Here is a 19,611-nt window from a genome sequence, read left to right on the forward strand (position 1 = left end):
CGCCGCGTTCCTCACCCTCGCCGCCGCCCTGATCTGCTACAAGAGACTCTCCCGAATCACCACATAAGACGTGCTCTAAGTGATGCCTGACCGGCATGACCGTCGAAAGAGGGGACTTCGGGTGATCGGCTGGATTGTTGCTGTCGGTGGGAGTGTGGCCGCTTTTCTGGTGACCAGTGGGATCACGGCCTGGCAGACCAGGGAGACGGCGCGGCAGACGAAGATCAGCAACCGGGCGGCCTTGCAGGAGATGCGTTGGGCGTACGTCGCGGGGCTGCGTGAGGTCTCCGGGCACCTCCTGCAGTGGCCGGAGCTTCGGCAATACGTCCTCGAAGGGAAACCGTGTCCGGAAGAAGGCGATGATCGGGCCCGCGTGCTCCTGATCGCGGAGATGTACGCGGACGTTCTCCAAGTCGGGCTGAACGGGGTGGAGGAGGCGATGTCCGAAGAAGAGGCCGAGGTCTGGGTGAACTACTGCCGGGACATGCTCAAGCTCTGTCCGGCCTTGGAGGACCTCCTCCGTACGCATCCCGGCTGGTGGAAGACCCTGGACGGACTGCTCGAAGAGGTCACCGCCCTGGAGGGACCCGCGCAGGCGGCGTAGGAACGGTTCCCCGGGCGGGGTCAGGCGGTGGCGAGGCGGAGTTGTTCCTCCTCGACGATCTGGCGGGCGATGGAGGGGTCGGACAGGTCGATGGCCTCGGGGGTGGTCTCGGCTATGTCGCTGCGGCGGGCGTAGGCGTCGAAGAGGGCCTTCTTGTGGCGGAGGAGGGCGAGGACGCGTTCGTCGACGCTGTCGGGGGACAGCAGGCGGTGGACCTGGACGCGGCGGACCTGGCCCATGCGGTGGGCGCGGGCGATGGCCTGGCTCTCGACCGTCGGTTTGAGTTGCGGTTCGCAGAGGATGACGACCGAGGCGGCCTGGAGGTTCAGGCCCACGCCGCCGGCCTGGATCTGCGCCAGCAGCACGGCGTGGCCGGGGTGGGCGGCGAACAGGTCGACGATCTCCTGGCGGCGGGTGGCGGGCACGTCTCCGGCGAGCGGGCCGAACGCGTCGGGGAGTGCGGTGTGCACGGTCGTCAGCACCTCGCGGAAGAAGGAGAACACCACGACCTTGTGGCCGTTCTCCCGGGCTTCGGCGACCAGCTCCAGCAGGCGTTTCAGTTTCCCGGACGTCTTGGGGGCGGCGTAGGCGGCGCGGCGCATGGCCATGAAGTTGCCGTCCTTCACCGCTCGGCGGTAGGCGGCCAGGTCGGTGCGGCTGAACTCCTCCCATTCCTCGGTGTGCACCAGCTCGGGCAGTTCGGTGAGCACGTCGCTCTGGTTGCGCCGCAGGTAGGCGGGGCCGACGGAGCGCCGGAACGCCTGGGCTCCGGCGATCGCGTCGCTGCCGTCGATCCGCAGGCCGGGCTGGAGCATCGCGACGAGGTTCTGGAACTCCTCCACCCGGTTCTCCATGGGGGTGCCGGTCAGGAAGAGGACGTGGTCGGCGCGGTCGGCCCAGGCGGCGACGGCCTTCGCGCGGCGTGTGGCGGGGTTCTTGACGTAGTGGGCCTCGTCGACGACGAGCATCGCCACGTCGGTGACCGGCAGGGCGTGGAGGCCGTCGATGGTGGTGACGGCGACGCCGCCGGTCCGGCTCCACTCGGCGAGCGCGGCGTCGCGGTCGGGGCCGTGGGCGCGCAGGGCTCGCAGGGTGCTGCGGTGCTCGATCTCGCGGATCCAGTTGACGAGGACGCTGGCCGGGCAGGCGACGAGGAAGCGGGTGCCGCCCTCGGAGCGCAGGTGGGCGAGGGCGGCGACGGCCTGGACGGTCTTGCCCAGCCCCATCTCGTCGCCGAGGATGCAGCGGCGCTGCGCGAGCGCGAACCGGGCGCCGAACTCCTGGTAGCCGCGGAGGGAGACGCGCCGGTGGGCGTCGTCGAGGGGCTGGGCGTTGACCCGGTCGGCGATCTCGTGGGGCAGGAAGCCCTCGGCGCGGTCCCGGTCGGGGCGGGCGCCGGCGAGCTCGGTGAGCACGCCGTAGTAGGCGGGGGCCTGGAGCTCGAAATCGATCCACGCGCCGGTGCCGTCGAGGGGCGGCCGTCCCAGGTCGAGGGCGGTGTCGAAGACGAGCCGCGGGGTTTCGGGGTCGTTGCGGAGCCCGGCGAGGGCGGTGAGGGCGGCGCGGGACTCCGCGCGGCGGCGACGCCCGGCGAGGAGGCGGCGGAGCCGGCTGCGGGCGGGAGCGGCGGCGGCCAGCAGGGGTTCGAGCGTCCCGGCCACGGAACGGGCGGCGGAGATCGCCCGCGGCAGCTCGGGACCGGCGTTCACCAGCGGGTGGAGCGCGATGACCAGCGCGGTGGCCTCGGGGGTGCGGTCGTCGGCGTCGAGACGCATCGGGGCGGTCTCGGCGGCCGCGGCGGCGATCTGGCGCGCGGCGGCGTGCAGCTGGGTGGCGGTCTGGACGCCCACGCCCGGCAGCAGCTGCAGCGCGTACGGGGTGGCGTCGAGGACGTCCAGGACGGTGGCGTACCCGGCCTGCTCGACGGGGCCGAGGCGGAGCCGCCCCTCGGTGACGTCCTTGAGCCGGGCGGCCGGGATCCGGGCCAGCTCGGCACGGGCCGCGTGCTCGCGGAGGGGTTCGAGGGCGGCCCGCACGGCGGCGACGGCACGGCCGTGCTCGGCGAGGAACCCGCGGGCGATCCGATGCGTGCGGCCGGCTTTGCCGAGCAGCGCCCGTATCTCGCCCGGCGTGGGCCATTCGTCAGCCATGCGGAGATTATGACGAGGTGCACCGACACGGCGTGCGGTTCCCGCCCTGATGGGTCCCCCCCCGTCGGATCAGGGGGAAGAGGGTTCGTGGCAGGCCGCGAGGTGGTCCTGGAATTCGGCGTGGCGGAACTGGTACAGGGGCCCCACCGCACGCAGGAGGCCGAGCCGGTGGGCGTCGTCCAGGAAGGGCATCAGCCGGCGGGGGAGGCGTTCGTCGCGGGCCAGCCAGAAGGTGGCGACAAGGTAGCCCAGCCATGCGCGCTTTCCACCTATGGAGCCGGTGAGGAGGCCGCCCATCAGGCCGGTGAGGACGCCGCCCATGAGGCCGAAGGGGACGTCCACGGCGAAGCCGCTGATGAGGCCGACCACGAGGCCGAGCGCGAGGCCGAGCGAGGCCGTCTGCAGGAGGACGAGGGCGCGGTCGGCGCGCCAGACGGCGAGCGGGGAACCGGGCCGGCCGGTGCTCGCGGGCACCTCCGCCCATTGCGCGAACCCGGTCACGAGTCCCATCGTGAGGCCGAACACGAGTCCGCCCGCGATCACTTGGGGGACCCCGCCCAGGTAACTGATGACGAGCCCGATGGGGATCCCCAGCGCGACCTTGTAGGCGAGTTCGGCGAACAGCAGGGAGGTCCGGCCGCGCAGGCTCAGGTCGGCGTGGCCGGGCTCGCTGCGGAACAGGCCGGCGGCCGAGAACCAGGCGGTGGCTCCGGCGAGGAGCGTCATCACCAGGGCGACCAGGTACCCGGCGGAGACGCCGAACCGGAGGTCGCTCTTGATCGTGAAGTAGAGCCCGGCCGAGACCCCGAACGCGAGCCCGGCGGGGAGGCACACCGCGAGCCCTGCCGTGATCCTGCGGCGGGCGGGCGTGAGGGTGTCCCGGCCCAGGTGCCACCAGGTGAAGTCGCGGGTGCGGGGCCTGCCGTCGCCGGTGCGCGGGTGGGTGAGGATCCCGGCGAGATGGCCGAGCCACCGGGTGACGTCGTCGGGGTCGTGGCGTCTGCGGGGGCGGAACAGGTCGGCGGGGTCGCCGGTGGGCGGCCGGGCGGCGACGAGGACGGGGACGAGCCGGTCGAACAGGTGGGAGCGCAGTGCCGCCGCGGTGGGGTGGAGGCCGATGTCGGCGAGGGCCGCGGGGTCGGCGCCGGGCCTGTCCTGGGTGGTGCGGACCAGCCACAGCCCGAGGGGGGTGGAGCAGACCCGGGCGAGCGGTGACCTCCCGCCGGCGGCCAGGGTGTCGAGGACGACCTGCCAGGAGGGCGGGGGGACGGGCGGCAGGACGGAGACGAGGTAGGCGGCGGCGGCCTTGGGGGAGAGGGGTTCGGGCCGGATGACGGCGGCGCCGGTGAGGACGGAGGCGGCGTCGGCGATGGCGCGGTCGTACTCGCGGGTGCGGCACGTGAGGATCAGCCCGCCGGTGCCGAGCGAGGCGTTCAGGGCTTTCAGGACGGCGGCGCGGGCGGGGGCGGGCATCTCGTCCAGGCCGTCCAGGACGGGGAGCACCATCCGGTCGCGGGTCAGTTCGCGGTGGGCGTGCCCGCCGAAGTCGGGCGCCGACAGGGCCGGGTAACCGAGGTGGAGCTGCTCGGCCAGCCATTCCCACACGTCAGGCTGCGCGGCGGCGTCCCAGCCGGAGACCGACAGCAGCACCGGGACGGGTTCCCCGTCCTCGCGGACGGCCAGGAGCTCCCGTACGAGCTGGACGGCCAGCGTCGTCTTGCCCGATCCGGGTTCGCCCAGCACGACGAGCCGCGTCCGCCTCAGTCTCCGGAACCAGGCGGCGACCTCGTCGATCCGGTCGCCTCTCCCGCTCCAGTCCCGGTCCTTCGACCGGGCGACATGCCGGGGATGGTCCATCATCTCGGGTTCGGCCGACCGCCAGCGGACGGGAATCGGGTCGGGATCGTCCAGTGACCGGATCGCGGCCTCGGTCGTCCACTGCGCTTTGACCAGCCGCGCGAGCACCTCCGCCGCGCTCCTGACCGTCTCCGGTGTCACGGCCCCCGCCTGGCCGCGTGCGTCCAGATGCTCCAGCCACTGGTTCACGGCCTCCGCCGCCGCCGCGATGGCGACCGCGATCCCCAGGGCCCACAGGTTCCACTCGTCGTCGTTGAGCACCTGGTTGACCGCGATCCCGACCGCGACGGTCCCCGCCACCCCGGAGACCGTCCGCAGCAATCTCCGCCGGACCACTACAGGACCGCCCTTCTCCTTCTTGGAGCACCTGCACCCAACATCGAAGATCAAACAGCCACAAACCGCTACTTGTCCGGCGAATCGGCAATCCTCGGGAAGCCCGCCCGGGGCCCCGGCACGATCTCCCGGCCGCGGTGGAGGGGGATCGTGCCGGGGCCGCGGTCAGATCCGCAGGCGCGGCCAGGCGGCGGTGTCACGGAGCAGCTGGCGGTCGTGGGTGGCCAGGACCACCGCCGCGCTCGTGGCGGACAGGGCCTGGGTGAGTTCCTCGACCAGGGCCATGGACAAATGGTTGGTCGGCTCGTCGAGCAGGACGACCTGGGGCCGGGAGGCCAGCAGGAGGGCCAGGTCGAGCCGGCGCTGCTGGCCGATCGACAGCTCGTTCACCGGGCGGTGCGCGGCCTCGGAAGGCAGCAGGCCGAGCTGGGTGAGGCCGACGCGGTCGTTCTCGTCGAGCACACCGGAGCTGACGAGGCGGCCCACGGCGGCGTCGTAGACCTCGAAGGCCCGCCTTCGTGAGGGCGGCGGGGACTCCTGGGCGAGGAGGCCGACGCGGGCGCCTCGCCTGCGTTGCACGGTCCCCGCATCAGGCGTCAACGTCTGCGCGAGCACGGCGAGGAGGGTCGACTTGCCGGAGCCGTTGGGACCCGTCACCACGAGGCGGTCCCCGGAGCGCAGGTGCAGGGAGCAGGGTGTTTCGAGCCTGCCGTCCACCTCGACGCCGTCGGCTCGCAGGAGCGTGACCCCCGGCGTCGCCTCCAGTGCCGGCATCTGGAAGCGCAGGGGCGGCTTGGGGACGTCGAGTACGTGGGCTTCCAGGTCCTCCTGCCGCCGGTGGACGGCCCGCACCAGGGCGGGCGCCCTGGTGGCGCGGGTGTGCTTGCCGGTTCCCTTCTCCGGCCGCCATCCCGTGACCAGGCGGTTCTGGGCGGCGGACAGGTCCTGTGCGAGGCGTTGGCGTTCGTTCTGCTGGTCGCGGTACTCGGTCTCCCAGCGTTCCCGTTCGGCGCGGTGGCCTTCGCGGTAGCCGGTGTACCCGCCGCCGTAGGTGCGGGGGAGCCCGTCGCTGGTCGGGTCGAGATCGAGCACGGACGTGACGACGTCCGCCAGCAGCGCGCGGTCGTGGCTGACCAGGACGACCCCGCCCGGGTGCTCACGCAGCCGGGCGGTGAGATGGTCGAGGCCGCTCGCGTCGAGGTGGTTGGTCGGCTCGTCCAGGAGCAGCAGGTCGTGCCCGGCGCCCAGCAGGCAGGCGAGCCGGATCCGGTAGCGCTGCCCGACGGACAGGCCCCGCAGCGGCCGGTCCCGCTCGTCGACGGCGCCGAGGGCGGCGAGGGAGATGTCGACGCGGCGGTCGGCGTCCCAGGCGCCGGTGGCCTCCGCGGCCGCGAGCGCCTCGTCGTAGTCGCGTTCGGCGCCGGGACGCCCCTCGGTGAGGGCGAGCGTCGCCGACTCGAACGCGCGGAGCACGGCCCGCACCTGCGCGAGCTCGACGTCGATCAGGTCGCCGACCGTGCGGTCGTCGCCGACCGGCATCTCCTGGTCGGCGACGCCGACGGTGCCGACCCGGTTGACCGAGCCGGAGTCGGGCGGCAGGCTCCCGGCGAGCACCTGCAGCAGCGTGGTCTTGCCGCGGCCGTTCTCGCCGACCACGCCCAGCCGGTCGCCGGGGGAGACGGTGAGGTTCACGCCGGTCAGGACCGGCCGGCCGCCGCGGGCGAGGCACACGTCGACGGCGTTGAGATGGGCCCGCGCACGGGCGGGCAGGGAAATGTCGATGGACATGCTTCCTCCGAGGACCGGGCTCCCGGGCACGCCGGCGCACGCGGCGGCGTGGAGTGCGGGACACCCGTGAAAGATGAGAGACGACGTCAGAAACGTCCGGCCGCGCCCGGTGCCCGTCGATCAGGGCGGAACCGGGTCAGCATCAGCGGCCGACGTCGTCGTCCTCAGAGGAAGAAGAGGTATTGCATGTCTCCAGGCTACCGAACGGCCGCCATGGGCCGCCACGGAATATCCCTCCGCCGGGAGGGTGCGGGCGGTCCGGGACGCCGGTTCGATCATGCCGGTCTCGGGTGACTCGGGGGTGGCCGGTGTGGCGTCTCGATAGAGTTGGGGCACCGCTCGCTTGACTCCGGAAGGCCGAGATCTCCTGTGGCTGATTCGTTCGTTCACCTGCATGTCCACACCGAGTACTCCATGCTGGACGGCGCGGCGAAGATCGGGAAGATGGCCGATCGGGTGTCGCAGCTGGGGATGCCGGCGATCGCGATGTCCGACCACGGGAACATGTTCGGGTCGTACGAGTTCCACAAGAAGATCAAGGGCGCGGGGATCAAGCCGATCATCGGCATCGAGGGCTATGTCAGCCCGGAGTCCCGCTTCCACAAGAAGGCCGTCTTCTGGGGCGAGCCGCACCAGCGCAAGTTCAACGAGCAGACCGGCGTCGGCGGCGACGTGTCGGCGAGCGGGACCTACCTGCACAAGACCATGTGGGCCTACAACGCCCAGGGGCTGCGGAACCTCTTCAAGATCAGCTCGCTGGCGTCCCTCGAGGGGCACATGAAGAAGTACCCCCGCATGGACGACGAGCTGTTCGACGCCTACCACGAGGGGATCATCGCCACCACCGGCTGCCCCTCCGGCGCGGTCCAGACCCGGTTGCGGCTCGGGCAGTTCGACAAGGCGCTGGAGCACGCCGCCAAGTACCAGGAGATCTTCGGCAAGGAGAACTACTTCCTGGAGCTGATGGACCACGGCGGCATCCTGATCGAGACGGCCGTGCGCTCCCAGCTGCTGGAGATCGGCAAGAGGCTCGGCATCCCGCCGCTGGTCACCAACGACTCCCACTACGTCACCGAGGACCAGGCCTCGGCCCACGACGCGCTGCTGTGCGTCGGCACCAACTCCCAGATCGCCAACCCCGACAGGTTCCGGTTCAGCGGCAACGGCTACTACATCCGCTCCGCCGAGGAGATGCGCGAGCTCGACCACGACGAGCTGTGGAAGGCCGGCTGCGACAACACCCTGCTGATCGCCGAGCGCGTCGAGTCCTACGACGAGGTCTTCGCCCACCGCGACCTGGCGGCCAAGTTCCCGGTCCCCGAGGGGGAGACCGAGATGAGCTGGCTGCGCAAGGAGTGCCAGCGGGGGGCGGTGCGGCGGTACGGCGACCCGGTGCCCGCCGACGTGCAGGAGCGCATCGAGTACGAGCTGTCGGTCATCGAGGAGATGGGCTTCCCCGGCTACTTCCTCGTCGTCGCCGACATCTGCCAGTACGCCAGGGACAGCGGGATCTGGGTCGGTCCCGGCCGAGGGTCGGCCACCGGCTCGATGGTCGCCTACGTCACGGGGATCACCGAGCTCGACCCGATCGAGCACAGCCTGCTGTTCGAGCGCTTCCTCAACCCCGAGCGCGTCTCGATGCCCGACGTCGACCTGGACTTCGACGAGCGCCGGCGCGGTGACATGATCCGCTATGTCACCGAGAAGTACGGCGAGGACAACGTCAGCCTGATCATCACCTACATGACGATCAAGTCGAAGGCCGCCGTGAAGGACGCCGGGCGCGTCCTGGGCTACCCCTTCGCCGTCGGGGAGAAGATCACCAAGGCGTTCCCGCCCGCCGTCATGGGCAAGGAGATCCCGCTGGCGGGCATCTTCGACCCCAAGCACGAGCGGTACGCCGAGGCGACCGAGCTGCGCTCCCTGTACGAGAACGACCCCGACGTCAAGAAGATCATCGACACCGCCCTCGGCCTGGAGGGGCTGACCCGCGGCACCGGCGTGCACGCCGCCGGCGTCATCCTGTCCTCCCAGCCGCTGGTCGACGTCATGCCGATCTTCCAGCGGCCCGACGACGGCGCCCGCATCACCGGTTTCGACGGGCCCAGCTCGGAGAACATGGGCGCGCTCAAGATGGACTTCCTGGGCCTGCGCAACCTCACGGTCCTGGGCGACGCCGTGGAGAACGTCAAGCTCAACCGGGGGGTCGAGCTCGACATGCTCAAGCTCCCCCTGGACGACAAGAAGACGTACGAGGTGCTCGCCCGCGGCGAGACGCTGGGCGTCTTCCAGCTCGACTCGACGATGATGCGCGACCTCACCAAGCTCATCGCCCCGACCCGGTTCGAGGACGTCTCGTCGATCCTGGCGCTGGGCCGCCCCGGCCCGATGGGCGCCAACGCGCACGTCAACTACGCCCTGCGCAAGGAGGGCAAGCAGGAGATCAAGCCGATCCACCCCGGCCTGAAGGACGCGCTGGAGCCGATCCTGGGGACGACCTTCCACCTGGTCGTGTACCAGGAGCAGGTCATGGCCATCGCGCAGCAGCTCGCCGGGTACACCCTCGGCGGCGCCGACATCCTCCGCCGCGCGATGGGCAAGAAGAAGAAGGAGGAGATGGACAAGCAGTGGGCCACCTTCTCCTCCGGCATGGTCGACAACGGTTACACCGAAGAGATGGCCAAGGCCGTCTGGGACGTGCTGGAGCCGTTCAGCTCCTACGGCTTCAACAAGTCGCACACCGCCGGATACGGGCTGGTGTCCTACTGGACGGCCTACCTCAAGGCCAACTACCCCGCCGAGTACATGGCGGCGCTGCTCACCTCGGTCGGCAACAACAAGGACCGCATGGCGGTCTACCTCGCCGAATGCCGCCGCATGAAGATCCGCGTCCTGCCGCCCTGCGTCAACGAGTCGAACCTGCGCTTCGCCGCCGTCGGGGACGACGTGCGCTTCGGCCTGGGCGCGGTCCAGAACGTCGGCGAGGGCCCCATCCACGGGATCATCTCCGCCCGCGAGGAGCACGGGAAGTTCAACGACTTCAACGACTTCCTCACCAAGGTCCCGGCGGTGGTCTGCAACAAGCGCACCATCGAGTCCCTCATCAAGGCCGGCGCGTTCGACGGCCTGGAGCACCCCCGCTTCGGGCTGCACCAGATCCACGAGCAGGCCATCGACTCTGTCATCGACGTCAAGAAGAAGGAGGCGATGGGGCAGGACTCCCTGTTCGGCGCCTTCGAGGACAACGACGCGGGCGACGACGCCTTCACCGTCGTCGTGCCGCCCGTCGAGTGGGACAAGAAGGTCAAGCTCGCGTTCGAGCGGGAGATGCTCGGCCTGTACGTGTCCGACCACCCCCTCAACGGCGCCGAGCGCGTCCTGGAGCGCAACCGCGACTACAGCATCGCCCAGGTCCTCAACGGCGACGCCGACCGCGAACGCGGCGAGATCAGGATCGCGGGGATCATCTCCGGCGTCGACAAGAAGGTGACCAAGCAGGGCAACGTCTGGGCGATCCTCAAGATCGAGGACCACGACGGGTCGATCGAGGTGCCCTGCTTCCCCGCCACCTACCAGCTCTACGGCGACAACCTGGCGCCCGACCTCGTCGTCTCGGTCACCGGCAAGATCCGGATCCGGGACAACGGCGAGGAGTCCAGCGTCAGCTTCAACGCCGTGGCCATCGAGTTCCTCGACATCTCCAACGTCCCGCAGGACGGCGGCCGCGAGCCCATCGTCCTCGCCCTGCGCGAGGACCGGATCAACCGGGAGCTCCTCGCCGAGCTCAAGCAGATGTTCCGCACCCACCGCGGCGACACGCCCGTCCACATCCTGCTGGAGAAGCTCAACCGCCGGAAGGTCCTCCTCGACCTGCCCGACTACAAGGTCGACCTGCGCAACGGCGCCTTCGCCGGCGACCTCAAGGTCCTCCTCGGCCCGTCGGCCCTGGTCGAGCAGTGACGGGCCGCGGGGCGGCGGCGGTCTGCGCCGGCGCCCCGCGGCAGCCCGGCCGGAGGCCGGTCTCAGGCCGGTGGCGGGGCTTCGGCGAGGAGTTCGCGGACCTGGGCGGTGAGGCCGGGGGCGGTGACGATGATGGAGTCGGCGGCCAGGGTGTAGGGGGCGCCGCGGGCGTCGTGGACGCCGGCTCCGGCCTCGCGGGCGATGGCGGCGCCGGCGGTCATGTCCCACGGGTTGTTGGACAGGGTGAGGGAGGCGTCGAGCCTGCCTTCGGCCGCCCAGGCCAGGTCCAGGGCGGCCGAGCCGAGCATGCGGACGCGCTGGACGCGGGAGGCCAGGAGGCCGGTGAGCGCCAGGCGGCGGGCGTTGTCGGCGTCGGGGCCCACCGCGTAGTCGCCGATCGCGACGATGGCGTCCGTCAGGGAGGTCGCGGTGGAGGCGCGGATGCGGCGGTCGCCCAGGTAGGCGCCGGCGCCCTGCGCGGCGAAGTAGCGGGCGCCCAGGAACGGGAGGTCGATGACGCCGAGCACGGGGGTGTCGTCGCGGGCGAGGCCGAGGGAGAAGCCGCACAGCGGGATGCCGTGGACGAAGTTCGCGGTGCCGTCGACGGGGTCGGCGATCCAGGTGAGGCCGGATTCGGCGGGGCCGGTCCGTCCCTCCTCCTCGCCGAGGAAGGCGATGGACGGGGTGAGCTCCCGCAGGTGGTCGCGGACGGCGCGTTCGACGGCGTAGTCGACCTCGGACGCCATGTCCCGGTCGCCCTTGGCGGTGACGGCGCCGGGCACGCGGGTGAGGATGAGGTCGTGGGCGAGCGCGGCCGCCTCCAGCGCGACCGGCAGCAGGGAAGCCATCGAATCGGTCATGTCGGTGGTGCTCCGTTCGTCGGGGGGAGGCCTACCCATCCGGCCGCAGGGTGATCACCCGTTCGGCGGCTTGCGGCGCTGGTAGTGGCGGGCGACGCGGACGCGGTTGCCGCAACGGGCCGCGGAGCACCAGCGGCGGCGCGGGTGGGCGGGCAGGAACAGCATCACGCAGTCGTCGGCCTCGCACTGGCGGACCCTGGCGGCTGACGGGTCCGCCAGCAGCCCGGCCGCGGCTTCGGCGAGCCATGCGGCCGCCCGCGCTTCGGGCGGGCCGGTGCGGCGCCGGGTCAGGGTCACGGCTTCACCGTTCCAGCCGAGCTCGGCGACGGCGGGGGCGGCGCGTTGCGCCTGGTTGAGGGCGGCCAGGGCATCCGCCGGAGGCCGCTCGCCGTGCCGGACGCGGTCGAGGGAGCGGGCGGTGTGCTCCCTGACGGCGCGGACGGCGGCCAGGCCGGCGGCGTCCGGTCCGGCGGCGGCGAGGTCGCGCGCCTCGGGGAAACGTTCGGCCTGGAGTCCCAGCCAGATGTGCAGGTCCTGCGGGGCGGCCAGCAGGTCGCCGCCGGCCGGACGGGTGTTGACGAGGTCCAGGGCCAGGTGCTCGCCGGTCAGCGGCAGGGCGTCACTCACAACGCTAATGGTACATCGATCGGTTGACGCATTAGATCATCGCCCGCTATATCTAACGCATCAAAGCCGAAGAAAGGCATTAGTCATGTCGCTCCCCCCGGTCGCCCGCACCATCCACCGCCACCTCGACGTCGAAGGCGTCCGCGTCTTCTACCGCGAGTCGCTGCCCGCGCGCCCGGACGCCCCGGTGCTGCTCCTGCTGCACGGCTTCCCCTCGGCCTCGCACCAGTTCCGCCGCCTCATCGACGTGCTCGGCCCGTACTACCGCCTGATCGCGCCCGACTGCCCCGGCTTCGGCCGCACCGAGGCCCCGCCCGGCTTCACCTACTCGTTCGACCGCCTCGCCGACATCACCGAGGGGTTCGTCCGCCGGCTCGGCCTGACCCGCTTCGTCGCCTACCTCTTCGACTTCGGCGCACCCGTCGGCTTCCGCCTGGCCGAACGCCACCCGGAACGGATCGCCGGTCTCGTCATCCAGAACGGCAACGCCTACATCGAGGGCCTTTCCGCCGGCGCCCGCGACTTCATCGCCCTGCGCCCCGAGACGCCGGGCGCCGAGAAGACGATCCGCGACCTCTTCACCCTGGAGGGCACCCGCGGCCAGTACGAGACCGGCGTCCCCGAGCCCGCCGTGATCGCCCCCGACGGCTGGACCCTCGACCAGCACTTCCTCGACCTGCCCGGCCGCAAGGAGGCCCAGCTGGCACTGGCCTTCGACTACCGCTCCAACCTCGACCTCTACCCCCGCTGGCAGGCCTGGCTGCGCGACCGCACTCCGCCCGCCCTCCTCACCTGGGGCGCCGACGACCCGTTCTTCCCCGAGCCCGGGGCCCGCGCCTACCTCCGCGACCTCCCCGACGCCGAACTCCACCTGTTCCCCACCGGCCACTTCGCCCTGGAGACCCACCTCGCCGAGATGGCACCCCTCATCGCCGACTTCCTGGACCGCACTCACCTCTGATTCCGGGCCGCCCTCCGCACGGGAGATCCGGCACACACCGGACAGGCGTTCTCGCTGCGTGAGCAGCCGCTGCGTCGTGTCCGCGCGGTTTCTCGCGCAGCACACCCCAGATAACGGCTTTTACCTGCCAAAAAGCGGCCATAATTCTCTTATGATCTCTGGGCCCTTGCGCTTACTCGGAGTGCGAGAGGTAGTGTGATCCAAATACACAACCGGTCTTTGTGAACTTTCAATCACCTGGGAGTTGCAGGGCGCCGGGCGGACGGCGAAGAGGTCGGTCGGACGACCGTCACGTCGGGGGCCGCTGGGACGCTGGAGAGAGTGTGAAGAACGAGAGCGAAGCCGCCACGGTGACCGCCGCCGACATCGCGCGGCTCACCGGATACGGGCGGGCCGCGGTCAGCAACTGGCGGCGGCGGTATGACGATTTCCCCCAGCCTGTGGGCGGGACGGCGAGCAGTCCTCAGTTCGCGCTCTCCGAGGTCGAGGACTGGCTGGAACGGCGGGGAAAAGGGGTGCAGGTCCCGCTCGAGGAGCGGATCTGGCAGCGGCTCAGGTCGGTGGCCGACGACCTCTCGCTGGCGGAGGCCGTCGCCGACGTCGGGGATTTCCTCGCCGAGAGGAAGCGGAATGTGCGGCTCGACGGGGTCTCCGTTGACCTGTCCGAGTTGGTGAAGGACGGGAAGGCGCCGGAATTCTACGAATTCGTCGTCGACCGGTATCTGGAGGCGCATTCACGCCGGGTGGCCACCACCCGGCACGAGAGCGCGAAACTGATGGTCGCGCTCACCGGTGTGCGCGGGGCGACGGTGCTCGACCCGGCGTGCGGGACGGGGACGCTGCTGTTCGCCGCGCAGGAGGCGGGCGCGGAGCGGCTCTTCGGCCAGGAGATCGATCCGGTCGCGACGCGGATAGCCGGGACGCGGCTGGCCCTGCACGGAGGGGCGACCGACCTCCGAGCCGGCGACTCCCTGCGCGCGGACGCCTTTCCCGACCTGCGGGCGGACGTCGTCCTGTGCGATCCGCCCTTCGGGGAACGTTCCTGGGGATACGAGGAGCTGACGGGGGACGTCCGGTGGGCCTACGGGCTGCCGCCGCGCGGGGAGTCGGAACTCGCCTGGGTGCAGCACGCGCTCTGGCATACCAAGCCGGGAGGGCACGTCGCATGCCTCATGCCGGCTGCCGCGGCCGACCGGCGTTCAGGACGCCGCATCCGTTCGCAGCTGCTGCGTTCGGGCGCGTTGCGGGCGGTGTTCGAACTGCCCATGGGCATGGCGGCGGGCTCGCCCGCGGCACCGCACCTGTGGTTGCTGCGCCGCCCCGCGGAAGGCGACCCGTTGCCCACGCTGGTGCTGATGGCGGATCTGACGGAGCTCGAGGACTTCCAGGAGCCCGCTTTGGCGGCGTGGAAGGCGGTGGCACGCGAAGACCAGCCGGACGCGGAGTTCGCACGGGGCGTCCCGGTCATCGAACTGCTCGACGACACCGTCGACCTGACGCCTTCGCGGCACCTCGTCCGGCCGGTGGCGCGCGGACTGGACTTCGTGACGGCCCGCGACGGCCTCACCGGGATGATCGGCGCGGTGCGTGAGGCCGTGGACGGGCTCCGGACGCTCACCGACGACTCACGCGACCTGCCGATGACGACGATGACGGAGCTCCTGCAGAGCGGCGCGGTCTCCCTCAGGCAGCCGCCGATGCGGATGGAGACCGCTTCCGGCGAGGTCCCGGTGCTGATGGCCAAGGACGTGATGCTGGGCAGGAAGCCGTCCGGCCGCACCGCGGACGCCCCGGGGATCGTCCTGCTGGAACCGGGGGACGTGGTCGTGGCGCTGAGCCCGCACCGGCTGGAGGTCCACGTCGTCACCGAAGGCGGAACGGCGGCAGGTCCGCAGACCCAGGTGCTCCGCCCCGAACCGGACCGCTGCGACCCGTTCTTCCTGGCCTGCTTCCTGCGCGCCGCCGGTCTCGCCCGCTCCTCCACCACCACGACCTCGCGCTCGGACGTGCGGCGCGCGGCCGTCCCCCGCCTCCCCCTGGACGCGCAGCGCCCCTACGGCGCTGCGTTCCAGCGGCTCCGCGAGCTGGAGAAGGCGCTCAACGCCCTGCACGAGGCGGGCGAGACCCTCGTCAACCTGGGCTACCAGGGCCTGGCCGGAGGCGACCTGACACCCTGAGCCCGAGTTCTCCCTTGTTTTCCGTTCTGGATCTTTTCGGAGCGAGCGGAGAGCGTTACCTTCATGGGATTCGGGTGAGCTCGGGGCCGGCCGGAAGGTGCGCGGTGCAGCTGCTGTCGGGCAGGTACGAGTTGCTGGAACCGCTCGGCGAGGGCGGGATGGGGACGGTGTACCGGGCCCGGGACCGGCAGCTCGGACGGGTCGTCGCGGTCAAGACGGTGCGGGCGGAGGTGCGGCGGACCCGGGACTACCGGGTGCGCTTCGAGCGGGAGGCGCGTTCGGCGGCGGGGCTCAACCATCCCAACATCACCGTGGTGCACGACTTCGGGGAGGACGTGCTGGCGGGGGAGGCCGTTCCCTACCTGGTGATGGAGCTCCTGGAGGGCAGGACGCTCGCCGAGCTGGTCCTGCGGGAGCCGCCGGGGGCGGACGAGGCGGTGCGGATCGTCGTCGCCGTGCTGGACGCGCTGGAGCACAGCCACGGGCGCGGGCTCGTGCACCGGGACGTCAAACCCTCCAACATCATGATCCAGGACGGGGAGGGGCGGCCGGAGGTCAAGGTCATGGACTTCGGCATCGCCAAACCGGTGGGACGGGACACGACGAGGGTCACCGAACTGGGGGCGGCGGTCGGGACCCCCGCCTACATGTCGCCGGAGCAGGCCAGGGGCGAGGCCGTCGACGAGCGGTCCGACCTGTACTCCGCGGGATGCGTGCTCCACGAACTGCTCACCGGGCGGCCCCCGCCGGGTGACGGGCGGCCGTCACCGACCCGGCCGGGCCTGGACGAGAGGTGGGACGGGATCCTGGCCACCGCGCTGGCCCGCGACCCCGGGAAGCGGTACCGGACGGCGGCGGAGATGCGGACCGCGTTGCTGCGGGCCCGGACGGCTCCCGAGACGGCGCTCGACGCGACGGCGAGGAAGGGGACGTCCCGGAGGAGGTTCCTTTTCGCGGGCGGGTGCGTCGTCCTGGCCTCGGGGGGCGCCCTGGTCCCCCGGCTGCGGGACGGCCGGACCTCCCTCTCCGGCGGAGGCTGGCGGTCGTTGTTCATGGACGCGGACGTCCAGCGGATCCTTCGGGAGGAGGGTTTCGACGTGGCGGTCAACGACATCTCCGGCGGGGAGATGGCCTCCCTGCGGGGCAGGGAGCTGGACGGCTACCACTTCTTCCTCTGCCCGGACGAGGACACCGCCTCGGAGGTGGAGGGAAGTCTCCGGGCCGCCGGCCACTCGCCGCCGAAGGCCGGTCTGGTGTTCCACGACCGGATGGTGGTCCTCGTCCACCGGGCGCTGCTGGACTGCCTGGAGGAGCAGCGCCTCGTCCGGGACGACCGGGGGTACCGGATCTTCGACTCGGCCGTCTACCTGGACCGGCGGCTGGCCGAGCGGGACTGGACGTGGGGCCGGATCGGCGGGCCCGTTCAGCACACCCAGCGGGACGCCCAGGTGGAGGTGGTCTCCGGGGACCCGTGCGAGACCGGGGGCGGGAACCTCTACCTCAGCCTGCTCGCCCATGTCTACCGGACGCGGCTCGGCCTGCCCGAGGACGAGATGGCCGTCCGGTTGGAGGCGCTGTTCCGCAACGGCTGGCCGGAGAGCACCTTCAGGCTGGTGCGGGAGTTCTTCTCCGGTTTCCCGCAGTATCCGATGATCTTCGTCTACGAGCATGACGCGCTGATGTACCTCGACCGCCGGGCGAGGGAGGATCCCGGGTTCAGGCCTGGCGACTACACCCTGCTGTATCCCGATCCGGGGGTGCTCTCCCGGCACATGTTCGTGGGGCGGAAGGAGGCCGTGCGCGTCGGCGAGGTCCTCGTCAGCCCGTCCTCGGAGCTGCAGAAGGTGCTGGCGCGGTCGTTCTTCCTGCGGGGCACCGACGGGGGGACGCTGTTCGAGGAGGCGGTCCGGCGAAGGGGGCTGGCCGGGTGCATCCGGCCGGGAGGCGGTGGGTCCCTGACCGCGCCGAACCCGTCGAGCACCGCTTCGTTCCCCGGGGCGGACTCGATGGCCGGGCTGAGGAGGGCCGTCGTCGGATGCTCCGCCTGAGGAGACGGTGGGTCGGGGCGCTGTCCGCCGCGGTGCTCGTCGTGGTCGCGGCGGTCGCGGTGCTGGTGGAGAGGGCCGAACCGATCCGGATCCTGGCGGTGCCCGAGCTCGCCGACCTGCGTCCGGTGCTGGCGGATTTCACCGATGAGACGGGCATTCCGGTCGAGCTGCAGGTGGCGGAGACCGCGCGGATCACCTGGCGCGTCGCGCGGGAGCGGCCGGACGTCGACGCCGTCTGGTCGCACGCCGACCACGGGTCCGCCGGGCGCAGGCTGGCGGCCGGAGCCGTCGTCGTGTCGTCGCCCGTCCTGCTGGGGCTGCGGGAGTCGCTCGCGAAGGAGCTCGGATGGACGGGCGAGGGGGTGGGCTGGGAGGAGCTCGCCGAGGCGGCGCGGAACCGTGAGTTCACCTTCGGGATGAGCTCGCCGGAGAGCTCCTTCAGCGGGAGGGCCGTCGTGCTGGCCGCGGCGACGGGACTCGCGGGCGTCACCGACGCCCTCACCGTGCGGGACGTCCATCCGGCGGCGGGCGGGCTCGGCTCGCTCGCTTCGGCGCAGGCCTTCCGCGCGTCGACGGATGGAGGGCTGACCGGGGCCTTCCTGGCGGAACAGGGGGAGACCGCAGACGGGATCTTCACCTACGAGTCGGAGATCGCCCGGCTCAACGCCTCCGGACGGCTCGCAGAGCGGCTCGTCCCCGTCCGGCTCCGCGACGGCGTGATCGCGGCGCGGTACGCGCTCCGTCCCCTGCTGGAGCCCCGGACGGCAGGGAGCCTGAGCCGGCTCACGGAGTACCTGCTGGACGGGGAGGTGCAGGAACGGATCGCGCGGTCGACGTACCGGCGTCCGAGTTCGCCGGGCGTAGCGCTTCCCGAGGCGCTCGCCGGCCCCGTCCCCCGGCTCCGTGGCCTGCCGAAAGACGAGTATGTCGTCAACCGGCTGGTCGACGCCTATCTGGGGCGCTACCGCTATGACGTCCGCACCCTCTTCCTGCTGGACGTCTCGGGCTCCATGGGCGGGCGGGGGATGGCCGCGTTGCGCCGTGCCGCCTCGGTGCTCGCCGAGGCCCCGCTGACGGACAGTCCGCGGAGCGGGGACGTGCACTTTCTCTTCCTGCCGTTCGCGTCCCGTCCCGGCGGGGCGAAGTCGGTCCGCCTGTCGGCCGGAGAGCCGGAAAAGGGGCTGCGGGCGGTGGCGCCCCTGCTGGACGGGCTTGCTCCCGGCGGCGGGACCGCGATCTACGACGCGCTGGTGGCCGGTTACCGGGAGCTGGAGAAGCTCCCCGAGGAGGACCGCGTCGTCTCGATCGTGCTGATCACCGACGGGCGGAACGGAGAAGGGCGCGGTCCGGCGGACTTCCTGCGCTTCCACGCGGGCCTCGCACCCTGGCTCCGGGAGGTGCCGGTGTACCCGGTGCTGGTCGGCGGCTCCGGGCTGCGGGAACTCGCCGACCGCACCGGGGGGCGGGTGCTGGACGCGCGGCAGGACGACCTGGCGGCGGACTTCCTTACTTCGCTTTCTGGTCGATGAAGGCGGCGAGGGCCTCGACGGTGATGCGCTCGCTCGCCTCCTTGGTCAGGCCGGTGGAGCTGAGGGGACCGGAGCCGTTCTCGTGCTCGAGGAGCGCGAGGAGGACGTGCTCGGTGCCGATGTAGTCGTGACCCAGGCGCAGGGCCTCGCGGAAGGTGAGCTCCAGGACCTTCTTGGCGGCCGCGTCGTAGGGGGTGAGCTCGGGCGGCTCCGCGGCGGAGGGGGGCAGGGCCTCGGTCGCGGCCTGCCGGACGGCGTCCAGGAGGACGTCCTGGGCGAGGATCACGTGGGCGGCGAAGCCGTCGGACTCGTGCAGCAGGCCCAGGGCGAGGTGGGCGGGCGTCAGTTCGGCGCTGCGGGCGGCGTGCGCCTCGTTCGTCGCGGCGACGATGATGTTCTTCGCGCGGGGGGTGAAGCGCTCGAAGCTCTGGGAGGAGTCGGGGGCGAACTCGTCGGCCTTGGGCACGAAGCGCTTCTGGACCGCCTGCTTGCTGACGCCCATGCTGCGGCCGATCTCCGTCCAGGACGCGCCGGAGCGGCGGGCCTGGTCGACGAAGTGGCCGACGAGGTGGTCGGAGATCTCGCCGAGGGCGTCGGCGGCGATGACGGCGTTCGAGAGCTGGCCGAGCACGTCGGAGTCGCTCTTCCTGACCGCGTCGATGAGGTCGTCGAGCCGGAGGGGGTTGCTGAGCTTCAATGGATTCGTCATGCGTC

At 71.6% G+C, this 19,611-nt stretch carries 12 protein-coding genes; 6 read left to right on the plus strand and 6 right to left on the minus strand.

The genetic code is table 11. The features are described from left to right. Positions 1 to 121: 121 nt before the first annotated feature. Complete coding sequence (locus C2865_RS31220; protein WP_106402227.1) at positions 122 to 604, plus strand: hypothetical protein; 483 nt, start codon at positions 122 to 124, stop codon at positions 602 to 604. A 20-nt stretch (positions 605 to 624) separates the two neighbouring features. On the opposite strand, the gene C2865_RS31225 is transcribed toward C2865_RS31220, so the two are convergent. From C2865_RS31225 to C2865_RS31235, 3 genes are all read right to left on the minus strand, one after another. Next, positions 625 to 2,754, minus strand: a complete 2,130-nt coding sequence (locus tag C2865_RS31225) for a DEAD/DEAH box helicase (protein WP_106402228.1) — start codon at positions 2,752 to 2,754, stop codon at positions 625 to 627. A gap of 69 nt (positions 2,755 to 2,823) precedes the next feature. Beyond that, the gene (locus C2865_RS41585; RefSeq protein WP_157963967.1) at positions 2,824 to 4,911 is read right to left on the minus strand and encodes an NACHT domain-containing protein; all 2,088 of its coding nucleotides are present in this window, start codon (positions 4,909 to 4,911) and stop codon (positions 2,824 to 2,826) included. Positions 4,912 to 5,112: 201 nt separating this feature from the next. Further along, positions 5,113 to 6,735 (minus strand): ABC-F family ATP-binding cassette domain-containing protein, encoded by a 1,623-nt coding sequence (locus C2865_RS31235; protein WP_106402230.1) that lies wholly within the window; start codon positions 6,733 to 6,735, stop codon positions 5,113 to 5,115. 369 nt (positions 6,736 to 7,104) lie between these two features. On the opposite strand from C2865_RS31235, the gene dnaE reads away from it, so the two are divergent. Then, the gene (gene dnaE / locus C2865_RS31240) at positions 7,105 to 10,695 is read left to right on the plus strand and encodes a DNA polymerase III subunit alpha (protein WP_106402231.1); all 3,591 of its coding nucleotides are present in this window, start codon (positions 7,105 to 7,107) and stop codon (positions 10,693 to 10,695) included. Between the two features lie 62 nt (positions 10,696 to 10,757). Here the strand turns inward: dnaE and C2865_RS31245 are convergent, their stop codons facing one another. Together C2865_RS31245 and C2865_RS31250 are read right to left on the minus strand one after the other, a co-directional pair. Continuing rightward, entirely contained in the window at positions 10,758 to 11,555 is a 798-nt protein-coding gene (locus C2865_RS31245) for an inositol monophosphatase family protein (protein ID WP_106402232.1), read from the minus strand. A gap of 54 nt (positions 11,556 to 11,609) precedes the next feature. After that, positions 11,610 to 12,182, minus strand: coding sequence for a CGNR zinc finger domain-containing protein (locus C2865_RS31250; RefSeq protein ID WP_106402233.1), 573 nt, complete (start codon positions 12,180 to 12,182; stop codon positions 11,610 to 11,612). A gap of 85 nt (positions 12,183 to 12,267) precedes the next feature. On the opposite strand from C2865_RS31250, the gene C2865_RS31255 reads away from it, so the two are divergent. The 4 genes from C2865_RS31255 to C2865_RS31270 all read left to right on the plus strand — a co-directional run bounded on the left by C2865_RS31255 (position 12,268) and on the right by C2865_RS31270 (position 18,897). After that, the gene (locus C2865_RS31255) at positions 12,268 to 13,143 is read left to right on the plus strand and encodes an alpha/beta fold hydrolase (RefSeq protein ID WP_106402234.1); all 876 of its coding nucleotides are present in this window, start codon (positions 12,268 to 12,270) and stop codon (positions 13,141 to 13,143) included. A gap of 323 nt (positions 13,144 to 13,466) precedes the next feature. Next, a complete protein-coding gene (locus C2865_RS31260) occupies positions 13,467 to 15,320 on the plus strand; it encodes an N-6 DNA methylase (RefSeq protein ID WP_106402235.1) in 1,854 nt (617 codons plus the stop codon). A 104-nt stretch (positions 15,321 to 15,424) separates the two neighbouring features. Further along, positions 15,425 to 17,368: a protein kinase domain-containing protein gene (locus C2865_RS31265; protein ID WP_106402236.1), complete on the plus strand. Its 1,944-nt coding sequence runs from the start codon at positions 15,425 to 15,427 to the stop codon at positions 17,366 to 17,368. Continuing rightward, positions 17,356 to 18,897: a VWA domain-containing protein gene (locus C2865_RS31270; RefSeq protein WP_106402237.1), complete on the plus strand. Its 1,542-nt coding sequence runs from the start codon at positions 17,356 to 17,358 to the stop codon at positions 18,895 to 18,897. The genes C2865_RS31265 and C2865_RS31270 overlap by 13 nt, the downstream gene beginning before the upstream one ends. Here C2865_RS31270 and C2865_RS31275 read toward each other — a convergent pair. Then, the gene (locus C2865_RS31275) at positions 18,875 to 19,606 is read right to left on the minus strand and encodes a Clp protease N-terminal domain-containing protein (protein ID WP_106402238.1); all 732 of its coding nucleotides are present in this window, start codon (positions 19,604 to 19,606) and stop codon (positions 18,875 to 18,877) included. The two genes, C2865_RS31270 and C2865_RS31275, sit on opposite strands and share 23 nt — an antisense overlap. Positions 19,607 to 19,611 lie beyond the last annotated feature (5 nt).

It is taken from the genome of Actinocorallia populi, from assembly GCF_002995495.1.
GTDB lineage: Bacteria > Actinomycetota > Actinomycetes > Streptosporangiales > Streptosporangiaceae > Actinocorallia > Actinocorallia populi.